This window comes from Mesorhizobium sp. B2-6-1 (assembly GCF_006440475.1).
In the GTDB taxonomy this organism is placed as follows: Bacteria; Pseudomonadota; Alphaproteobacteria; order Rhizobiales; family Rhizobiaceae; genus Mesorhizobium.
In genome coordinates this window covers 1-18,327 of record NZ_VFUH01000017.1, presented here as the reverse complement: position 1 = coordinate 18,327, position 18,327 = coordinate 1, and the positions used below count along the sequence as shown (strand labels likewise).

Below are 18,327 nucleotides of genomic sequence, written 5' to 3'. Positions count from 1 at the left end.
ACAGGCCGGCAACGGCGACGCGCGGACCGATCCGTCTGCGCGAGCGATCGTGCTCGGCCGGAATTCGGCAGGAGAATGAAATGAACGGGCCGGTCAAGACCATTACCAGGGATCCGCTGCTGCAGCCGCTGACCATCAAGAAGCTGACATTGCGCAACCGTATCATAAGCACCAGTCATGCCTGTGGCCTGGAAGTCGGCGGCATGCCCGAGGAAGCTTATCAGCGCTATCACGAGGAGAAGGCGCGCGGCGGATTGGCGCTATCGATGTTCGGCGGCTCGTCCAACGTCGACCTGGATTCCCCCAACATCTTCCGGCAGCTCAATGTCGGCACCGACGCGATCATCCCGCACTTCCAGCGCTTCAGCGCGCGCATGCATGATCTCGGTGCGGCGCTGATGTGCCAAATCACCCATCTGGGCCGCCGCGGCGATCCTTATGCCGGCGACCGGCTTTCTACGATCGGACCCTCGCCAGTGCGCGAGACGCTCCACCGCAGCATCCCCAAGGAGATGGACGAGCACGACATAGACCGTGTCGTGAAGGCTTACGCCCAGGCTGCCCTGCGCTGCAAGGAAGGCGGTCTGGACGGGATCGAGACCCTGGCGGCCGGGCACCTGATCGGCCAATTCCTGTCGCCGTTGACCAATCGCCGCACGGATCGTTTCGGCGGCGCGCTTGAGAACCGCCTGCGTTTCGGCCTGATGGTCCACGAAGCGATCCGCAAGGCCGTGGGGGATGATTTCCTCGTCGGCATACGTTTTGTCGTCGACGAAGGCCCCGATGGCGGCCTGAACTTCGAGGAATGCGTCAAGGCGGCCCTGATGCTCAAGGCGGGGGGAGGCGTTGACTTCTTCAATGCCATTTACGGCACGATGGATACGACACGCGCGCTTGCGGAGGAGAACATGCCCGGCATGGGCTCGCCGCTGGCTCCATGGATCGAACCGGTCGGCGCCTTCCGCCACGAGGTCGGGTTGCCCGTCTTTCACGCCGCGCGCATTGCCGATGTCGCTTCGGCTCGCTTCGCGGTGGCGGAAGGCAGGCTGGACATGGCGGGCATGACGCGCGCCCAGATCGCCGACCCCCATCTGGTGGAGAAGCTCGCCGGCGGCCGCGAGGCCGAGATACGCCCTTGCGTTGGCGCCACGCATTGCCAGTCGCCGTATCGCCCCTCCTGCCTGCACAATGCCGCGACGGGCCGCGAACTGACGCTGCGCCACATCATCCAGAAGACTGACGGACCTGCCCGCAAGGTAGTCGTCGTCGGCGGCGGACCGGCCGGCCTGGAGGCGGCGCGTATCAGCGCCGAGCGCGGCCATGCCGTTTCGCTCTACGAGGCGGCTGGCGATCTCGGCGGGCAGATCCGGATCGGCGCGACCGGCTCCTGGCGTCGCGACCTCATGGGCATTGTGGAGTGGCGCGAAGCCGAACTGCAGCGTCTCGGCGTTGCCGTCCATACCAACGCCTATATGGAAAGCGCCGATATCGCCGCGCTTGAACCGGATGTCGTCATCCTCGCCACGGGCGGCCTGCCGCAGATCGACCTGCAGGAGGGCGCGGAACTCTGTCTCAACACATGGGACGTCCTGACCGGACAGGTGCCGCTGCATGGCGAAGTGCTGATTTACGACGGAACCGGACGGCATCCAGGCCCGCTTTCCGCCGAACAAGCCAGAGATGCAGGTGCGGAGGTCGCCTATGTCTCGATCGACGCGCAGCTTTCGGAGGAACTGACCTATGCCGAGCGGCTGCGCTGGAAGAAGCGCTTCCTGCAGCTTGGCGTGAGGCCAGTCTTCGAGAGCCGACTCTTCGCGGTTCAGCGCAAGGACAACCGGCTGGAAGCCAGCTTTGTCAATGAAATCTCGCGGGAGGTGACGAGTATCCTTGTCGACCAGGTCATCGTCGAGCAGGGCAGCATTCCCATGGACGAAACCTATTTTGCGCTGCGCAGCCACTCGGCGAATGATGGCGTCACCGATCTCGACGCCATGGTTAAGGCGGCGCCGCAACCGCGCCTGCGGGAAAGCGGCTTCGAACTGCACCGTATCGGCGACGCGGTTTCGAGCCGCAACATCCATGCCGCGGTGCTGGACGCCTTGCGCATATGCAGCGCGCTGTGACGGTGCGCGCGCCGGCGGTGTCAGCGGCCGATGCGGTCGAGAAACTGATACCAGCCCGCCACTGTGCGCACCGCCGGCTCGCGCAGGAAATAGAAGGGGATGGATTGCGGCTCGTTGCGTTGCATCAGGCTGAGTTCCGGCCTGTCTCCCAGCATCAGGTCGACGGCGCGGCGGCCCATGAGGCCCGACATGGCGATGCCGGCCCCGTTGTAGCCGAGCGCGAAACCGGTCCGCTCGTCGAGCATGCCGATCTGCGGCAGGCTATCCATGGTCATGGCCACGAGCCCCGACCATCGGTGGGTGATCGCGGTGCCGGCAAGCTGGGGGAGCATCTCCTTCAGCGCCCTTTCGAGCGCCTGGAAGGCGGAGGCGGAATCTTCGCGCCCGAAGGCCCCGCGCCCGCCGAACAGCATCCGGTCGCCGGCGGGTCGAAACCAGCGCATCATGCGCCGCGTCTCGCTGTAGCTGCGGCAGTGCCGCATCAGCGTGGCCCTGAGGTCGGCGCCAAGCGGCTCGGTCGCGATCATGGCGCTGCGGAAGGGGATCACCGTTCCGCGCACCGGCGCAGTGGCGGCGGTAATGTCGGAATAGCCGTTGGTGGCGATCAAGACATGCCTGGCTGCGACCTGGCCCCGCGCCGTCGTCAAAACGGTGCGGTCGCCGTCCTTCCGGCGTGCCACCACGACCGAATTCTCGAAGATCTCGCCGCCCCCGCTGCGCACTGCGCCGGCAAGCCCCCGCGCATAGTTCAGCGGATGAACGATGCCGGCATGGGTGGAAAGCACGCCGCCGACGAAATCGGCCGAACCGGTTTCCTCGCGCACCGCGCTGGCGTTGAGTATGGTCAGGCTGGCATCGCCGAACATACCCCGCGCCGTCTCCGCTTCGGCCACGAGCCTTTTCTGGGCAAGTTCGTTGTGGGCGCAACGCAAATTGCCGGTCTGGATGAAGCCGGCGTCGGCAATACCCAGTTCTTGGATATTCCGTTCGACGCGATCCATCGCATCATGGCCGATGCGGTGCATGCGCCGCGCCGCTTCAAGCCCATGGTGCGCCGCGATGTCGCTTAGCGAGGCGCGAAACTTGGTGGAAACGACCCCGCCATTGCGGCCGGAAGCGCCCCAGCCGATTTCGACCGCTTCCAGAACGACGGGATGCAGGCCGCGCTCGATGGCGCGCAAGGCGGCATTGAGGCCGGTATATCCGCCGCCGATGATGGCGATATCGGCCTGGACCGCGTTTCCAAGCGCGACCGGCGGCGGCGCCGGCGAGGCCGTTTCCAGCCACAGCGATCGTGGATGTGCCAGGTCCTGCATCGGCATCGTCCTCCCTTGGGCGCCGGCGGAGCTATTCCCGCTCGACGGCGTCGGCGAGGTCGCGCAGTGTGGCGAAATGGAAATCCGGCTTCGTCACTTCGCCCGGATGCGGTGTGCCGCCATAGCCTTCCAGGTGCATCCGCCGCTCGATCCAGCAGACCTTGTAACCGAGCGAGCGGGCAACGCCGATATCATGATACTGGCTCTGTGCAACGTGCAGCATGTCCTCCTGGCGATAGCCGAAGGCGGATTGCCGCCCGAGATTATGCGAGAAGAAGCGTGGGTCAGGCTTGGCGCATCTGGCGTCGTCCATCGTGACGGCGTCGTGGAAAGGGGTCCCCAGCGTGTGCGAGTAGGCGCTGAAGGCAACGCGGTCGGCGTTCGTCATGGCGACCAGGCGGAAATGCCGGCGCAGCCGCTTGAGTGCCTCGGCGGAATCCTCGAATGCCGGCCAGCGCAGCACGGCAATCTGGAAAGCGTCGGCCGAGCGCTGGTCCGCAGGCAGGCCGAGCTTATGGGCCACATGGAGGTAGACGTCCGCCATCACCTGGCTGGAGCGGCCGGGATGATCGACGCGCCCTTCAAGATAGGGGGCGAAGAGATCGTCGTCGCTCAGCCCCTCGGCAGCCTTTCCCCCGATCGAGCGGAACGCGTCGAGAATGCCTTTCTCGAAATCGATGAGCGTCCCCACGACGTCGAATGTCAAAATTTTGAATTGCTTGAAGGACATCAGACCTGCCTCTCTTCCTCGCTGAAACCGGCTTCCGACCGGCGGAAGCTTGCGTTCAATGAACAGAAGAGGATGCGTCGCCGCAATTCCACAAATGCTGATCGGGGAGCTTACATTTTGTAATGTCCCGCCTTCGACACCTGCTTCCTTCGCTCAATGCGCTCGTGACCTTCGAGGCGGCCGTACGCTGCGGGACCTTTGCTCGTGCCGCACAGGAACTTTGCGTCACCGGCCCGGCTGTCAGTCGCACGATCGGGCGGCTGGAGGCCCATCTGGGCGTCGCGCTTTTCCACCGGACCGCTTCCGGCGCCGTCCTGACGGAGCAGGGCAGCGTGCTTTTTTCGGGAATTTCGGGCAGCTTCGACGAAATCGAGCGAACAGTCCTGCGGGTGCAGCAGTCAAGGCAGTCGGGAATGCGGACAGTGGTTCTTTCGGTGTCGTCTGCCTTCGCCACGCACTGGTTCATGCCCAGGCTAGCGCTGTTCCAGTCGAGATTCCCGAAAGTCGATATCCGCTTTCAGCTGATCAGCGGACCGCTTGGCGGAGCCGTGGACGGTGTCGATATTGCGATGCGCTTCGATCATGGCAGCAACGCCCGGCACGTCGCGCGCAAGCTGATGCCGGAATTGCTGGTGCCGATCCGCGCTCCTCACCTGCCGGAAAAACAGGCGCCCACCGGCACGTTCATGCCGGCGCTCGACAGGATCATCAATCTCAGCACGGCAGAACCGGACTGGTCGGGCCTGTTTTCGGAGAACACGGCAAATGGCACGGCGGGCGGGCTGCAGTTTTCGGACTATACAGTCGTGGTCCAGGCCGCCCTGCTCGGGCAGGGCGTCGCTCTCGGCTGGCTCAACGTCGTGTCGCATCACCTGGCGCGCGGTGTCCTGGTGCCGGTAGGCCCGGTCATGAAGACCGGCCGGACCTGCGAACTGGTCATCGCCCGCAAGCAGGAGACTCCTGTAGTTTCCGAGATCTGCGATTGGATAGATACCGAATTCACCACCGATATGAAGCGCGTCGACGCGCAGTATCCTGGCCTTGAACTTGGTGCCGATCCATCGCGCCAGGAAAATGGCCGTAATCCGATCAGGAGTTCATCCCATCCAGCGTCTTGCGGCGGATTCTGATAAGGGTGTTTCTCCATTGCTCCAACGGCTGCGGCGGCATCGCGCTTTTCAAGGCCGTCGAGTATTCGGGTGTGATCGCGGACGCTCAGTGACACGGCGCCCTTCGCCAAAAGCCCCGGCGGCGGAATTCCAGGCCGAACGAATACATCTTGTGCAGAAAATCGGCCAGAAGCGGATTGCCGCCGGCCCGACAGATGGCGTGGTGGAATTCGGCGTCGGAAATCTGCAACCGGACGGGATCATGCGTCATCTGGCGCTGCGCCTCGAGCGTCTCAGCTCCCGATCCCCCGACGACCGGTCGTTTGTTCGACAAGAGCCCGATCCAGCTCATCGGCGAACTTCGCCAGCCGAACGGCGCCGCATCGCGAAAGCCGCAGCGTATCGATTACGAAGTATCGCCGCAACGGCACCGCCAATCTCTTCGTTTGCCTCGATGCCCATCGGTCATGGGGGAACGTCAAGGTGACCGAGCGGCGAACCTCCGATGACTTCGCGCTCTGCATGCACTCGTCGATCTCCACTTCCCAAAGGCCGAGTACATCAGATCGTGCTGGTCAATCTGTCGACACACGCCCGCCGTCCTCTATGCGGCCTTCCCGTCATCGGAAGCGCGCCGCCTGCTCAGGCGCATCGAATTCCACTATGCGCCCAAGCACGCCAGTTGGCTCAACATGGTCGACATCGAGATCGGCATGGAGAAGCGGTTCTCAACCGGTTTGGCTGGCCGAGAGGAGGAAGTGACTATCAAAATACCTCAAAAGAAAATGTCGATGCGGATTGCCACTAGGGTGGGGTCCGCGGACGCCAACTTTGCCCACGGGCACCGGCACTCAGGTGGCGGCAAAGGAAGCATACCCAAGAACTCGAGATCCGGAGCAGATCCAAAGGCAGTTGAGGGCACACGCGACCTCGATTCCACCGACGGAGTCCCTTGGGCACGACGCCAAACAACGGTCCACACAGCTCCCCGGTCGACTTCCTCCCCAATTCAGCGCTTGGGGATTCACCGGTTTGCGCAAACGTCCTTCATGACTCGGCGTAATTGGCCCTGCTTGAATCGGAAATCGCATGAGTCGGTAGCGCCCGGTTCTTTCTTGTAAGAGAGCGGCTTCTGCAGCAAATCCAGGAATATTCATTTTGATCGCCTCCTTTGTTGGTTTTATCGATCATAGCATTTGACCAGACTAACTCCCGATTTGTCGACACAAACTTCAGTCCGCCAACATGCAGGAACGCTTTAACCAAGGAGCGCCCGCATGAACGGGCGATCCGGATCTTGCGAACGAACCTTCTGAATTGCGCTTAGCAGAAGCCAGACGCATAACATGCGGTCAAACATGCCGGTATATCGCCAGCAGTAAGTATTGAACAAGCAGTAGTACATGCAAGGCATGACCAAAACCCAAAGAGCACACCACCTCCCCCAATCATGCCTCCGCCGCCGCCGCGCAATTGAGCCATCACTCCTTCTCCAATATTGTTGTAGGGTTGGTTTATTGCAGATTGGTAGTGACCTCTCGTCTTGCATAGCGATGTTTCTGCAGTAAATCCAGGCATATTCATTTTGTATCTCCTTACACTTAGCTAGATTTAACGGTCATAGTACGGCGACATCTTCGCGACGAGGAACGGAAATTCTTCGGTTACGTCGCAGCGCGTAGAGAACTTCTCTGTAAAATCGCTGTTGCGGTTGGTATAAGAGAAGATCACGTCAACGATGTTGCGGGTGGCGCTCAAGGGCGAGGGGCGCACTTCCACCCCGGTCAACGAAAAGTCCCGCCCAAATTCCTCAGCGGCCTTGCCATAGATAGCGGGATAGCGCATGGCCAGGTAGTTCAAGGCGCGGTGCTCGTCGGTCGCGCCGGCATTGTCCGTCAGCTGCATGATCCTGCCGAACAGTTCCTCGGCCGCCGGTCCGAACTGCTGGGCAGTGGTTTTCTCCGGCTTCGGGATGGCTTTGATAAGGGCGTCGCGGTCGAAGGAGTAGATTTGATCGAATGCGACGATGGGTACCATCAGGCCATTACACATTTGCGGCGGCGCGATGGGACCGCGCATACCGATGACAACATCGATGTCATTAGGGCTAGGGGCGGGACGAGTGGCTTCCACCAGCAGATCAATGTCCGCCGGATCGCGTGGCTGCAGTAGGTAAGTTTCCAGCCCCTGGATGGTCAGGACCCAGCATAGTTGGCGCACTAGGTAGCGGTGCTCGCGCTTGGATAGCACGGCGTAGAAGGTCTGTTGATCGGTCTTCCCGGCGGTCTCCGTGCGTCCTGTCGCCTGGGCAAATTCCTTTTCCGCGGCGAGGTTCGGGAAACGCGCTTCGACCCGACCAATGGCGTAAACATAAGAGAGGGACATGGAGTTCGCGCCTCCTGCGCAGGTTGGGCAGGGCGTCTCCCTCGAGAGTGGAGAGGTCGACGACGATCGGAGGTTTTCCTCCCCAGCGGGACCGTAGGCGGCCGTGAACACAGCGGCATCGCATCTTGCCTCATCATGACCTGTCGACCGTTCTGTCGATTCTTGTTCCATAGTAATCCTCATTCATCACATCACAGATCAATGGATCTGGGTTAATGGGCACGGCCGGTGAAGACAAACCGGCGGTTTAGCGCGGCCGCCCGGCGTTCACAGCCTCCGCAGGATTGTATCCCCAGATAGGAGGTAGCTCGTCCAACCGCATCGCCTAACCCGATTTCCTCGTCGGTGATAAATCCAGGCAGGCGTACCCGGTAAGGCGGATGTTCGCTCTGGTTTGGCGAGTCGTTGCCTTCATTTGCCTTTGTCACGCTGTTCGCCTCCTCCCATTTGTCACCAATAGTACTTGGTAGGCCGCCGCGGCATCCAGTAAAGGTGGAACGACGGAAGCACGTCGCGAGGTGGAGGCTTGGGTCAGGGCGAGCTTGATTTGTACCGCGGTCGCAGAAGGAAATTCCGACCATAGAAGTGCAATCGCACCGGTCACAAAGGGCACCGCAACACTTGTTCCACCGAGCGCAAGCGACTGGCCCTCGCTGCCGAGACTGGTAATGCTGTCGCCGGGCGCGCGAAAACCCCGCCTGCCGATGGAACTACCCAGGTTCGATTCGTCGATCGGCCTACCTCGAAAATCACAGGCCACCACCGGGATGACCCACGGGTGGCGGGTGATGGCGGAACTTCCAAGCGTGCCTTGGTTGCCCGCAGCTGCAACGATTATGACGCCGCGGCTGACGGCGAGATTGAGCGCCTCTTCCAACGCCTGCTCGTCTTTAACCGAAGGTTGCGCAAGGGCGAGGCTTAAATTGATTACTCGCGCGCCTGAGCCAATGCATTCGACAATCGCCGTGGCAAGCTCCCGGGGTGTTGCACTGGGCATATGTTCGCGCCCGGCGGTCGTCTCGGTGAAAATAGGGCGTATGAGTAGGGTACAATCGGGGCAAATGGCGGGCGCAGCGGAACTCCGCCGGGCCGATAAGATGCCGGCCACAAACGTTCCATGTAGGCACGCCGCGCTGTTAGCTTGGGTGCATGTGCCACCGCTGCTTCCGAGGATCTCGTGGAGGTGTTCGCCTGTCAGATCGGGATGTTGGGTAACGACAGGTCCATCGATGAGCCCGATCTTCACTTCCGGGCTACCGCTGCCGCGTTCCATCAACGCGGTGAGGCTGACTAAGGCTAAAGAAGCAGAGGGCGCCATCTGCGTTGGACGATCGTCGCGATCGACCTCCCAGCATCTTTTTTATCCTACACGCCGCAAGGAATAACGCAACCCCATCCGGTTGCAATGTCGTAAGCAGATGAGTTGTCCGGATTAGGTAGCACGTGAGTTGTCCGGTTTTATCGCCAGCGGATGGAGGCTGGGGATGAAGCGGACGGCATGGCTACAGGACCGGAGAATGCAAAAGTTTCGGGACGTTTTGAGCCGCTGGAATGGCGGCGATCTTTCGATGATGGAGGCAGGCGAGTTGCTTGGCATGTCGGAGCGGCAATTCCGACGCTACCGCGATCGGTACGAAAAGGCTGGGGAAGCTGGCTTGCTCGATCGGCGTCTGGGCAAGAATTCGACTCGTCGGGTCATGATGCTGCATCAGGACGGCAGACGCGTTCTCAGGCTGGCGTCGATCTCGATCATGTCGGCGACGCTGCCCGTCCAGGTCCGTGACGGTGAAGCGATCTCTGGCAACTCGGCCAGCTGGGCTTGCTTGCGTCGGATATCGGCAAGGATCGGGATCGCGCGAAGATAATTCGCGATCGTATCGAGCCTGGCCGACAGCACCGACCGCTCGGCGATGCTGCGGTCGTAGTTTTCTGTCGCGTCCAGGCGCTCTGTCTCAAGGGTTTCGAAGGTCGACGCCAAGGTGTCGATCGCCTCCCTCCTCGACTTCAGTTCCGCAAGCCGCTTCTTGAACAGAGCAAGCTCGGTTCCGTGTGCCTGCTTGCGATAGAGCCTGTCCGCCTCGGCCTCGAGCAGGCTCAATGTATCGCTTGCATGCCCGAGGCCGGCGCTGGCCGTGAACAGCAGCTTGCCGAGGTCACCGCGCGATTCCAGGATTGATTTTCCACCTGCTTCCAGCGTTTCGTCGTCCAACGAGAACATGGTCTCGTAGGCGTCGCGCGACAGGCCGGCGAGATGGGATGATATCGCCATTTCGCTGACTGGTTGGCCAGTCGCGTTCAGCAACGAGTTGGTGCGCTGTTTGGTGCGTGTGAAAATCTGCTCCGCGCCGCCAAGTTCGAGCACCCCGCCGATGCGCATTGCGCTGTACTCGTGCACGAAATTGTAGCGGCTGCGCTCCTCGATGCCGAACAGCAGATCTCGAGATAGCCGGAAAGCACCGTCGACTTGCCGGCCTCATTCAGGCCGAAGACGACATGCAGGTCGGGACCGGATTCCGGTTTCGGCCCGAAGTCGATCGTCCTGTCGGTGAACTTGCCATAACGGATGAGATCAAGTCGCCGCAGCCTCATTGTGACCCACCGGCCTTGAGGCGGGCGGTAACAAGGTCGGCGCCGCTGGCAACCACCCTCTCCAGGAACAACTCCTGCTCAGTCTCGTCCTTGCCGGCGAAATCGCGCCCGTCAGGCGGAAAATCCGCGATCATCTTTTGGACCAACGCCCTCGCCTCGGCACGGAAGGCTTCCGAGCCGGCATCGGCGCGCATGGACTCTGCGAGCTCGAAAATCGGATCGGCGACGCCCTCGGATGTTTCGGCTGCGGGTGGCGAGACGTTAAGTTCGAGCTTCTCCACCCAGGTTTCGCCTACCTGGTCCGCGACCTGCTCAGCTTCCGCGAGCAGCAGATCCCGGTCGCGGATCAGTGCCCACGATAGAGGTGACGCCCCGGTCAGGCCGAGGCGAACCACAGCATGACGGGATCTAACGGAGGCGCGCACATCTTCGAGCGCGGATCGGACACGCTCGACGATCTCGGACCATTCCACCGTTTCGGTCACGTCGACGTTCACCCGCTCGAATTGCGCGATACTGGTGAGCCTTTCCTCGATCTCGATGGTGCGGTCGTCTTGTATCGTCACCAGGGTGACGGATTTCTCGCCGGCCTCGTTGATGTCCCTGCCCTGTGGAATTCCTGGCATCACCACGGTGCTTGCCCCGGGATGGACTTGGCGGACATGGATGTGCCCAAGCGCCCAGTAGTCGAAACCGTGGCCGTGCAGGTCAGCGACATTGCAGGGGGCATAGACGTCGTGGCCCGGCGATCCGGCCAGGCTGGTATGCATGATACCGACATTGACCGCGCCCTCGCGCGGCGCTGAGTACTTCGGGAGTAGACTGTCCGGCGCCTTGGGGCTGGCAAAGCTCAAGCCGTGGAACATGACGTCAAGCCCGCCGGCTGTCTGCAGCACGGTCTGGGGACGGCCGCCGAAGATCGTGACCGTGTCAGGGAACACCAGCTGTTTCGATATCCGCGACAGGGCGTCATGATTGCCACGGATCTTGAAAACCCTGATGCCGGCCTGATGAAGCCGTGTCATCTGTGACGCCAGGAAGCGGGCCGTTTTCATCGAAGTCTGATCGCCATCATAGAGATCGCCGCCAATGACCAGGGCATCGACACGTTCCGTGAGGCAGAGGTCAGCGATCGAGACAAACGCCTGACGGCTGGCGTCTCCGACGAGTTCGGCAAGGTCGGGGTTTCGCATCGCCAGCGAACGCAGCGGCGAGTCGAGGTGGATGTCGGCGGTGTCGACGAATCGAAATGGCATTGGAAATCTCCGGTTTGAACATACCGGTGTTCGACCGCGGCTCGACAGGGAAAATCTTAAGAAAATCCGGCGGCCGATACCGCCGCCCCCCTTCCGCATGAGTTCGCCGACATCTTCCGAGCTAGAAGTCTGTTCGCTTATTCGAGGACCGAGCGCGACGCTGCGGGACAGACCCTCCACAGATAAAAGCGCTGGGAAATGGTGGGGCAATGTATTGACGATACCCCCAACATTGCAGTGATACGTGATGAGCTTAAATCCCTCTGCAATGTTTAGGATGCTGACTTAACAACTCTTCCATTTGATGTCGCACGGTGTGCGTTGCTCAATTCGGCCGAACGAGGCAGTGTGTGGATTCGGGGCCTCGTCTCGGCTATGCACACACGATGGACGACAGATCCTTGTTTATGAAATCCAGCATCGACCACCTCCCGCCACCAAAGCAGCGCGAGCTGAGAAAGACGGTTGAGCTGCTCCTCGAGGAGTTTGAGGATGCCCTCAAGGGAGGGATGACCGACTTCAAAAAGCGCGGGCGCATTCTCAAGATCATACTTTTCGGGTCCTATGCACGTGGTGGCTGGGTCGACGAGCCGCATACCAGGAAGGGCTACCGTTCGGATTTCGACCTGCTTGTGGTGGTGAACAATCGCAAACTGACCGATTTTGCCGGCTATTGGCAGACGGCAGCAGACCGGTTGATGCGCGAAATCAGCACGCCAGTCAGCTTCATTGTACATTCCCGCCGGGAGGTGAACACTGCCCTCAGGGAGGGTCAGTACTTCTTTGTCGACATCCGTCGCGAGGGAATTGTCCTCTACGAGCTCGACGAAGAATCGCTGGCGCATCCGGCACCTACGAAGCCGGCCGATGCATTCCAATTAGCAGCCGAACACCTCGAAGACAGGCTGCCGCACGCCCGAGTATTTGCAAAGACAGCTGGATTTCTTCTCAGCGAATCCAATTTCAAGGAAGCGGCCTTTCTCCTTCACCAATCAATCGAGCAGGCCTACGCGGTGTTGTTGTTGGTTCTAACAAATTACAGCCCTGCCTCTCACAACGTCAAATTCCTTCGCAGCCTCGCTGAAGATCAAGCACAGGAACTTGCCGAAGTTTGGCCCCGCGACCAGCAGCGTTTCGTAGCTTGGTTCAACGTCATCAACGAGGCTTATGTGAAAGCGCGCTATTCGAGGCACTTCGAGATCACTCGCGAAGCGCTCCAGTGGCTTGCCAAGCGGGTCTCCGAGTTGATCGATCGTATCGAAATGATCTGCCGATCACGGCTTGAAAAATTGAGGAGCGAGGCAAATACGGCTGATCAGCAAGCGGGCTAACTTCGCGATTGCACCAATTCCGGTGTGATGTTCGGAATTATCTGTCGTCGTCCGAATTTAAGTGGGGCTGCCCACGTCGTGTGCGAAGTCGTTTCGGCACTCGTATAGAACCTTGAGCACATCGCTGCCGCACGACATGCCGCGAAGCGTGGTCTCTATCCGGGGAAGACGAATGCTGCCGAAGCCGCTGGTACCCGCAGCGCAATTCTGGAGGAGATGGCACAGCGCGCGAAGGGAGGTGTTTTGCCCGTAGGTGGCGATTGCCACGTAGGCGTCGGCTCCTTCAACGTTGTGTTCGGCGTCAATCCTCAAGCAGTCCTCCCGCGTCGGCTGCCCGATCTCGAAACGCATGCCGATACGGCTTTCGATCTGATCCATAGCATGGGTATCACGCCTCGTGCCCGCTAACCGATGAGTGTTGCCGGCGAGCAGTAAAGCGAAGCCGCATCGCTCCTGAAGATGCAGCAGCTCCCGCAAAACAGTGGGTGTGAAGTTCTGATATTCGTCCACCAGCAACGGGCGCGTCGGGCCGTATCGGGCGCCCAAAAAATTCATGCAATCCTTCGCAAGATCGTATGTGTGCTTGCTGTCCCTTTGGACGCCGTAGGCGTCGTGCAGCATCAGGAACATCGGCCTGATAGCCTTGGTATGCTGCGCAACCTCACAATAGGCAGCTCCGCTTTGGGCGGCTATCCAGTTGAGCGCTACAGTCTTTCCGAGTCCTCGGGTGTCTGGTCGGGCTTGCCGGTTTCCGGGTCTCGCGCGTGCAAATGCAGGATCGCGGCACCGGCCTCGGCCGCGGCGATCGCCTCCGACGCGATCTGGTCCGGTGTGATCGGCAGGTAGGGCGACATGGTCGGGGTGTGGATCGCCCCGGTCACCGCACAGGTGATGATGACCTGGTCGCCGTCGCGCCGGGCTTGCGGCTGGTTTCTTTCATTGTCCGAACTCCTGATCCGATTTTTTCTTGTGTGCCGCCAGCGCCATCAGCCGGCGATCCCGCCAGACCTGCCGGTCACCCAGTTTTTTCCTTGGCAGGCGCTTGCTGCGCTCGGCCTCGACGGTTGCCATGACCTCGCCCGCCCAGTCGACCCGGCGCAGCATCTGCGGGAAGATGTTGGAGTAGATGCCCTGGTAGCGATCGACATAATCGCGCACGCCGCCGGGCGCATTGAGGTCGATGGTCTCGAACGGCCCCATGAATGACCAGCGCAAAGCCAACCCGTCGCGGATGCCGATGTCGACATCCTCGACGCTGGCATAGCCGTCGACGAGCCGGAAGGCTTCCTCAAGCAAGGCGCCCTGCAACCGGTTCATGATGAAACCGTCGAGCTCGCGCTTCATCACCAGCGGCGCATGACCGGCATCGATAAGGAAGGCGCGGGTTCTTTCCAGCGTCTCAGCGGACGTCCATGGCGCTGGCACCACCTCGGCCGCCGGAATGAGGTAGGGCGGATTGATCGGATGCACGACCAGGCAGCGGTGCCGCCCCTGCAGATGGTCGGTGAACTTCGACGGCAACAGCGCCGAGGTGGAACTGGCGATCACCGTTTGCGGGCCGGCCAGACTGTCGATCAGGGAGAACACTTCCCGCTTCACATCGAGGTTTTCAGGCGTGTTCTCCTGGACATGGATTGCTCCAGCCAGCGCCTCCTCCAGTTCGACCGCGATGGCGATGCGGCCAAGCACGGTGTCGACGGACTGCCCACGCAGCAGGTCGTTCGAAGAAAGATCGCCAAGCACGCCTTCTATGTAGTCGCGCGCGCCGCCCGTCGCGGCGGGCGACTGGTCCCACATCCGCACGTCATGGCCGGCGCGAGCGAAGCTGATCGCCCAGGCCCGCCCAATGAAACCGCTGCCGACAATCGCAACCTTTGCCATGGATCGGCCCTCCTCAGAGCGTTTCGACGTTGCCGTCGACGCCGAGCGACTGCCCGGAAATGTTGATGCCGGCGTCCGACAGCAGGAAGGCGACCATCGACGCGACATCATAAGGGCTGGTCATGCGACGCAGCGAAATGTTTTGGAGATAACGATCGGTCATCTCCTCGTGGCTGATACCGACCTGCTTGGCGCGCGCCGAGATAACACCTTCGATGCGGGGTCCCTCGATGATGCCGGGCAGGATGGCGTTGACCCTGATGCCGTGCAGCCCAAGCTCCTTGGCGAGGCTTTGCGTGAAACCGATGACACCGCACTTGGCCGCCGAATAGGGCGTGCGGAACGCATAGCCGTGGCGGCCAGCCGCCGACGACATCGACACGATCGAGCCCCCGCCCGCCGCCTTGATCAGCGGCACGGCGCGCCGGGCGCACAGGAACTGGCCGGTCAGGCAGATGTCGATGCAGCGCCGCCAGTCGTCCGGATCGATCTCGTCGACACCGCCTGTCGGCCCGGCAATGCCGGCATTGTTGATCAGCGCATCGAGCCCGCCGAGTTCTTTCTCGACCGCCTCGAACAGCCGGTCGACGTTATCGTCGCGCGAGACGTCGGCCTTCACTGCCGCGATCAGGTCGATCTTGTCGGGCGCAGCGGCGAGCGCTTCGTCGGAAACGTCGCAGACAACGACGCGGGCGCCGAGCCGCGACAGCGTGTCGGCTATGGCAAAACCGATGCCCCCCGCACCCGCTGTCACCAGAACGCGCTGGCCTTTCAGCCCAGCCAGAAATTCGTTTGCGGAGTATGGCGCGCTCGAACTCATGATCGTCCCTCTGACAAGCTCGGCCGGAAATGATACACCCGGCGAAAAGTGACGACCGTCAGCACTTGGGCGGACGAGTTGCTTGAGCGTAAACCGGAACGGCAGGTCACAGTCGCTCTCGCCAACAAGGTAGGACGGATCGATAGCGCGTGAGGAAAGCTACCGCGCGCCGCACCCTTGAGGATGACCGACAGTCGCACGAAAAGACGTCCCCTTTCGGCAGGAGAGAACGACATCAGTGATGGAGATCCGGGCAACCCGAGGATCGGGAGAAGTGATTCAAAGCCCATCGCAGTGCAACAGCTTGATGAGGGCCGATCAACCGTCACTATCACGGGATCGTTCACACATCTTCCAGGAGAAATCCCATCTTCGGGCAAAGTATGTCGCTTCGCTCCAGCGGTTCCTTTGATTAGGACGACAAAGATGAGCACGATGCCCGGCATCATACATCTAGCCGTCCAACGGGGGCGCGAGGTGGGGCGGCAGGATCTGTACTGCGGGATCGCGCGCCAACCTTGCTGCATGTTCCTCCTTAGCTGAAGCTAGCAGATCGGGGTGGCTAAAGAGGTCCGCCGCCGTCGCCGCCAGCGCTTTGGCAACATGGATCATGCCCTTGTGTGCATGTGGCGATTTGCCCTGCGCCGTTACTTGCCATGTGTGCAAAGGCGTGCCGATGGCATAGGTCGCGCCATATGCCTGCACGGTCGGTACGGCCCAGCTCACATCGCCGACATCAGTCGATCCAAGCATCTGCTTGCCACCGGAAGCGGCGCCGACGATACCGTCGCTGAGAGCGCTGTCACTCTCCTGAAGCCGGAACATCGCATAGGCTGATTGGATGTGCTCCCTTGTCAGCGTGGCCTGGATCTGCCCCGCGAACGCTTGGTCAGCCGCATCGAATTCCGGCGGCCCCAGCATCTCGAAATTCTGCGCCATCGCTCCCTCCATAACGCGATTGCCAAGCAGGCTGTTCATCGCACAGACAAAGCGCGACTCCACTTGTGTCTCGCTCATCAGCGCTGCACCCTCCGCGATGCGCTTGACCCGCTCGACTAGCATCAACACCTCGGAGGCTCGCGGCGACCGAACCATGTAGCGCACAATTGCGGCCGCCTGCACGATGTTCGGCGCCGGACCGCCCGCATTGAGATAGGCGTAATGAACCCGGCAATCGGAGGGGATGTGTTCGCGCAGATAGTTGACGCCGACGCTCATCAGCTCAACGGCGTCGAGCGCGCTGCGGCCGAGATGCGGCGAGCCCGCAGCATGGGCGGACCGTCCAGTGTAAGAAAAATCAAGGATCGCGTAAGCGAGCGAGGCCGGCTCCATTACGCCCGCGAACGAGAAGGGGTGCCAGGAAAGCGCCGCGTCGACGTCAGCGAAAACCCCGTCGCGAACCATAAACGCCTTGCCCGATCCGCCCTCCTCGGCCGGGCAGCCATAATAGCGTACACGCCCGGGCAGGCTGTTCGCGGCCAGCCAATCCTTCGTCGCCGTAGCGGCGAGCAGTGCGCCGGCCCCGAGCAGATTGTGTCCGCAGCCATGTCCCGGTCCATTGCCGGAAAGACGCCGGTGTTCCGCTACGCCGGCTTCCTGGCTTAACTCCGGCAATGCATCGAACTCGCCGAGGAAGGCGATGACCGGGCCGCCTTCGCCTGCCTCGCCCATGATGGCCGTCGGCATGCCGGCAAGGCCGGTAGCAACTCGGAAGCCCTGATCGTTAAGCGCCTTCAGATGCTCGGCCGACGACCGATGTTCCTGATAGTTCAGTTCGGGCGTTTCCCAAACCCTGTCGCTCAGTTCGATGAAGCGCCCGGCCTGACCGTCGACATGCATCCATATTCCATGGCCGTTGCTCATTATCGCTCCGGAACTCCCTCAGACTGCGACAGTCTTGTGCTCGATGTAGTGATTGATGGCTTCCGGGCCGAACTCGCGTCCCACGCCGCTTCGCTTGAAGCCGCCAAAGGGGGAGAGCAGGTCCGAGGCCGCGTTGTTGATCGTCAGCCCGCCGCTGCGGATGCGGCGGGCGATCGCCAGACCCTGGTCAGTATCGTTCGTCCAAACCGAACCGGAGAGACCGTACTCCGACTCGTTGGCGAGCCGCACTGCCTCATCCACCCCGTCATAGGGGATGACGCAGACGACTGGGCCGAAGATCTCCTCCTGGGCGATGCGTGAGTTGTTGTCGACATTGGCAAAAACCGTCGGCTTCACGAAGGCGCCGTGATTGATGCCTTCCGGCATTCCAAGGCCGCCCGTCGCAAGTTCCGCGCCGCTTTCCAGCCCAGACTGGATGTAGTCACTGACCCGCTGGCGCTGGCGCTCGGCAGCAACCGGACCGAGGAAAGTTTGCGGGTCGGCCGGATTCCCGATCTTCATACCCGTAACATTGTCCACCAGCGCCGAGGTGAAGGCATCGTGGCGCCGGCGCGATATGAGTATCCGAGTCTGCGCAACGCAGACCTGGCCGTTGTTCGGAAACGAGCGGTAACGCAGCGCCTCGACCGTTTCGCCGATATCCGCGTCGTCTAAGACGAGCGCCGCGGACTTGCCACCCAGTTCTAGGCTGACTCGCTTCAGCTGCGCACCGGCGAGGCTGGCGATGCGGCTTCCGGCGGCGGTCGACCCGGTAAAGCCGATCTTGTCCACTCCCGGATGCGTGACGAGATACTCGCTCACTTCCCGGTGCGCTACCAGGATGCTCAGCACGCCGTCCGGCAGTCCGGCTTCGCTGAAAAGTTCGCCCAGATATTGGCCGTCAATCGCCGTCTCCGGCGCCAA

General features: G+C 61.5%; 16 protein-coding genes and 2 pseudogenes. 4 read left to right on the top strand and 14 right to left on the bottom strand.

What is annotated here, in order from left to right; all coding sequences use genetic code 11:
• Window positions 1-80: 80 nt before the first annotated feature.
• On the top strand, window positions 81-2,123 hold the full coding sequence (locus FJ443_RS26775) for an NADH:flavin oxidoreductase (protein WP_140523226.1): 2,043 nt from the start codon (window positions 81-83) through the stop codon (window positions 2,121-2,123).
• Between the two features lie 20 nt (window positions 2,124-2,143).
• Here FJ443_RS26775 and FJ443_RS26770 read toward each other — a convergent pair whose 3' ends face one another.
• The gene (locus tag FJ443_RS26770) at window positions 2,144-3,439 is read right to left on the bottom strand and encodes an FAD-binding oxidoreductase (RefSeq protein WP_140523224.1); all 1,296 of its coding nucleotides are present in this window, start codon (window positions 3,437-3,439) and stop codon (window positions 2,144-2,146) included.
• Between the two features lie 31 nt (window positions 3,440-3,470).
• A complete protein-coding gene (locus tag FJ443_RS26765; protein WP_140523221.1) occupies window positions 3,471-4,169 on the bottom strand; it encodes an HAD-IA family hydrolase in 699 nt (232 codons plus the stop codon).
• A gap of 122 nt (window positions 4,170-4,291) precedes the next feature.
• On the opposite strand from FJ443_RS26765, the gene FJ443_RS26760 reads away from it, so the two are divergent.
• On the top strand, window positions 4,292-5,299 hold the full coding sequence (locus tag FJ443_RS26760; protein ID WP_140523218.1) for a LysR family transcriptional regulator: 1,008 nt from the start codon (window positions 4,292-4,294) through the stop codon (window positions 5,297-5,299).
• 85 nt (window positions 5,300-5,384) lie between these two features.
• On the opposite strand, the gene FJ443_RS26755 is transcribed toward FJ443_RS26760, so the two are convergent.
• Window positions 5,385-5,630 (bottom strand): FCD domain-containing protein, encoded by a 246-nt coding sequence (locus FJ443_RS26755; protein ID WP_140523216.1) that lies wholly within the window; start codon window positions 5,628-5,630, stop codon window positions 5,385-5,387.
• On the opposite strand from FJ443_RS26755, the pseudogene FJ443_RS31835 reads away from it, so the two are divergent.
• A pseudogene (locus tag FJ443_RS31835) lies at window positions 5,605-5,994 on the top strand (transposase); the annotation flags it as partial. The gene FJ443_RS26755 and the pseudogene FJ443_RS31835 sit on opposite strands and share 26 nt — an antisense overlap.
• Before the next feature lie 895 nt (window positions 5,995-6,889).
• Here FJ443_RS31835 and FJ443_RS26750 read toward each other — a convergent pair.
• The 5 genes from FJ443_RS26750 to FJ443_RS26725 form a co-directional block, all read right to left on the bottom strand.
• Window positions 6,890-7,663, bottom strand: a complete 774-nt coding sequence (locus FJ443_RS26750) for a hypothetical protein (protein WP_140499601.1) — start codon at window positions 7,661-7,663, stop codon at window positions 6,890-6,892.
• Window positions 7,664-8,087: 424 nt separating this feature from the next.
• Window positions 8,088-8,936 (bottom strand): S8 family serine peptidase, encoded by an 849-nt coding sequence (locus FJ443_RS26740; RefSeq protein WP_224656360.1) that lies wholly within the window; start codon window positions 8,934-8,936, stop codon window positions 8,088-8,090.
• Window positions 8,937-9,371: 435 nt separating this feature from the next.
• Window positions 9,372-10,058 carry an AAA family ATPase gene (locus tag FJ443_RS26730; protein WP_246674846.1) on the bottom strand — a complete coding sequence of 229 codons (687 nt, stop codon included), beginning with the start codon at window positions 10,056-10,058 and terminating at the stop codon, window positions 9,372-9,374.
• On the bottom strand, window positions 9,959-10,252 hold the full coding sequence (locus tag FJ443_RS31990; RefSeq protein ID WP_246674848.1) for an AAA family ATPase: 294 nt from the start codon (window positions 10,250-10,252) through the stop codon (window positions 9,959-9,961). Before FJ443_RS31990 ends, FJ443_RS26730 begins: the two co-directional genes overlap by 100 nt.
• Window positions 10,249-11,508 (bottom strand): DNA repair exonuclease, encoded by a 1,260-nt coding sequence (locus FJ443_RS26725; RefSeq protein ID WP_140523209.1) that lies wholly within the window; start codon window positions 11,506-11,508, stop codon window positions 10,249-10,251. The genes FJ443_RS31990 and FJ443_RS26725 overlap by 4 nt, the downstream gene beginning before the upstream one ends.
• Window positions 11,509-11,915: 407 nt before the next feature.
• Here FJ443_RS26725 and FJ443_RS26720 point away from each other — a divergent pair, with 407 nt between their 5' ends.
• Entirely contained in the window at window positions 11,916-12,839 is a 924-nt protein-coding gene (locus FJ443_RS26720) for a nucleotidyltransferase and HEPN domain-containing protein (protein ID WP_140523464.1), read from the top strand.
• 57 nt (window positions 12,840-12,896) lie between these two features.
• On the opposite strand, the gene FJ443_RS26715 is transcribed toward FJ443_RS26720, so the two are convergent.
• The 6 genes and pseudogenes from FJ443_RS26715 to FJ443_RS26690 all read right to left on the bottom strand — a co-directional run.
• Window positions 12,897-13,532 (bottom strand): AAA family ATPase, encoded by a 636-nt coding sequence (locus FJ443_RS26715; RefSeq protein WP_140523207.1) that lies wholly within the window; start codon window positions 13,530-13,532, stop codon window positions 12,897-12,899.
• A 29-nt stretch (window positions 13,533-13,561) separates the two neighbouring features.
• Window positions 13,562-13,779: pseudogene (locus FJ443_RS26710) on the bottom strand (3-keto-5-aminohexanoate cleavage protein); the annotation flags it as partial.
• Window positions 13,776-14,720, bottom strand: a complete 945-nt coding sequence (locus tag FJ443_RS26705) for a 3-hydroxyacyl-CoA dehydrogenase (protein WP_140523204.1) — start codon at window positions 14,718-14,720, stop codon at window positions 13,776-13,778. The gene FJ443_RS26705 and the pseudogene FJ443_RS26710, both read right to left, overlap by 4 nt.
• 13 nt (window positions 14,721-14,733) lie before the next feature.
• The gene (locus FJ443_RS26700) at window positions 14,734-15,540 is read right to left on the bottom strand and encodes an SDR family oxidoreductase (protein ID WP_140523201.1); all 807 of its coding nucleotides are present in this window, start codon (window positions 15,538-15,540) and stop codon (window positions 14,734-14,736) included.
• 453 nt (window positions 15,541-15,993) lie between these two features.
• Complete coding sequence (locus tag FJ443_RS26695; RefSeq protein ID WP_140499610.1) at window positions 15,994-17,403, bottom strand: amidohydrolase; 1,410 nt, start codon at window positions 17,401-17,403, stop codon at window positions 15,994-15,996.
• 18 nt (window positions 17,404-17,421) lie between these two features.
• Window positions 17,422-18,327, bottom strand: a 906-nt coding sequence (locus FJ443_RS26690) for an aldehyde dehydrogenase family protein (protein WP_140666367.1), incomplete at its 5' end; no start/stop codon positions are given.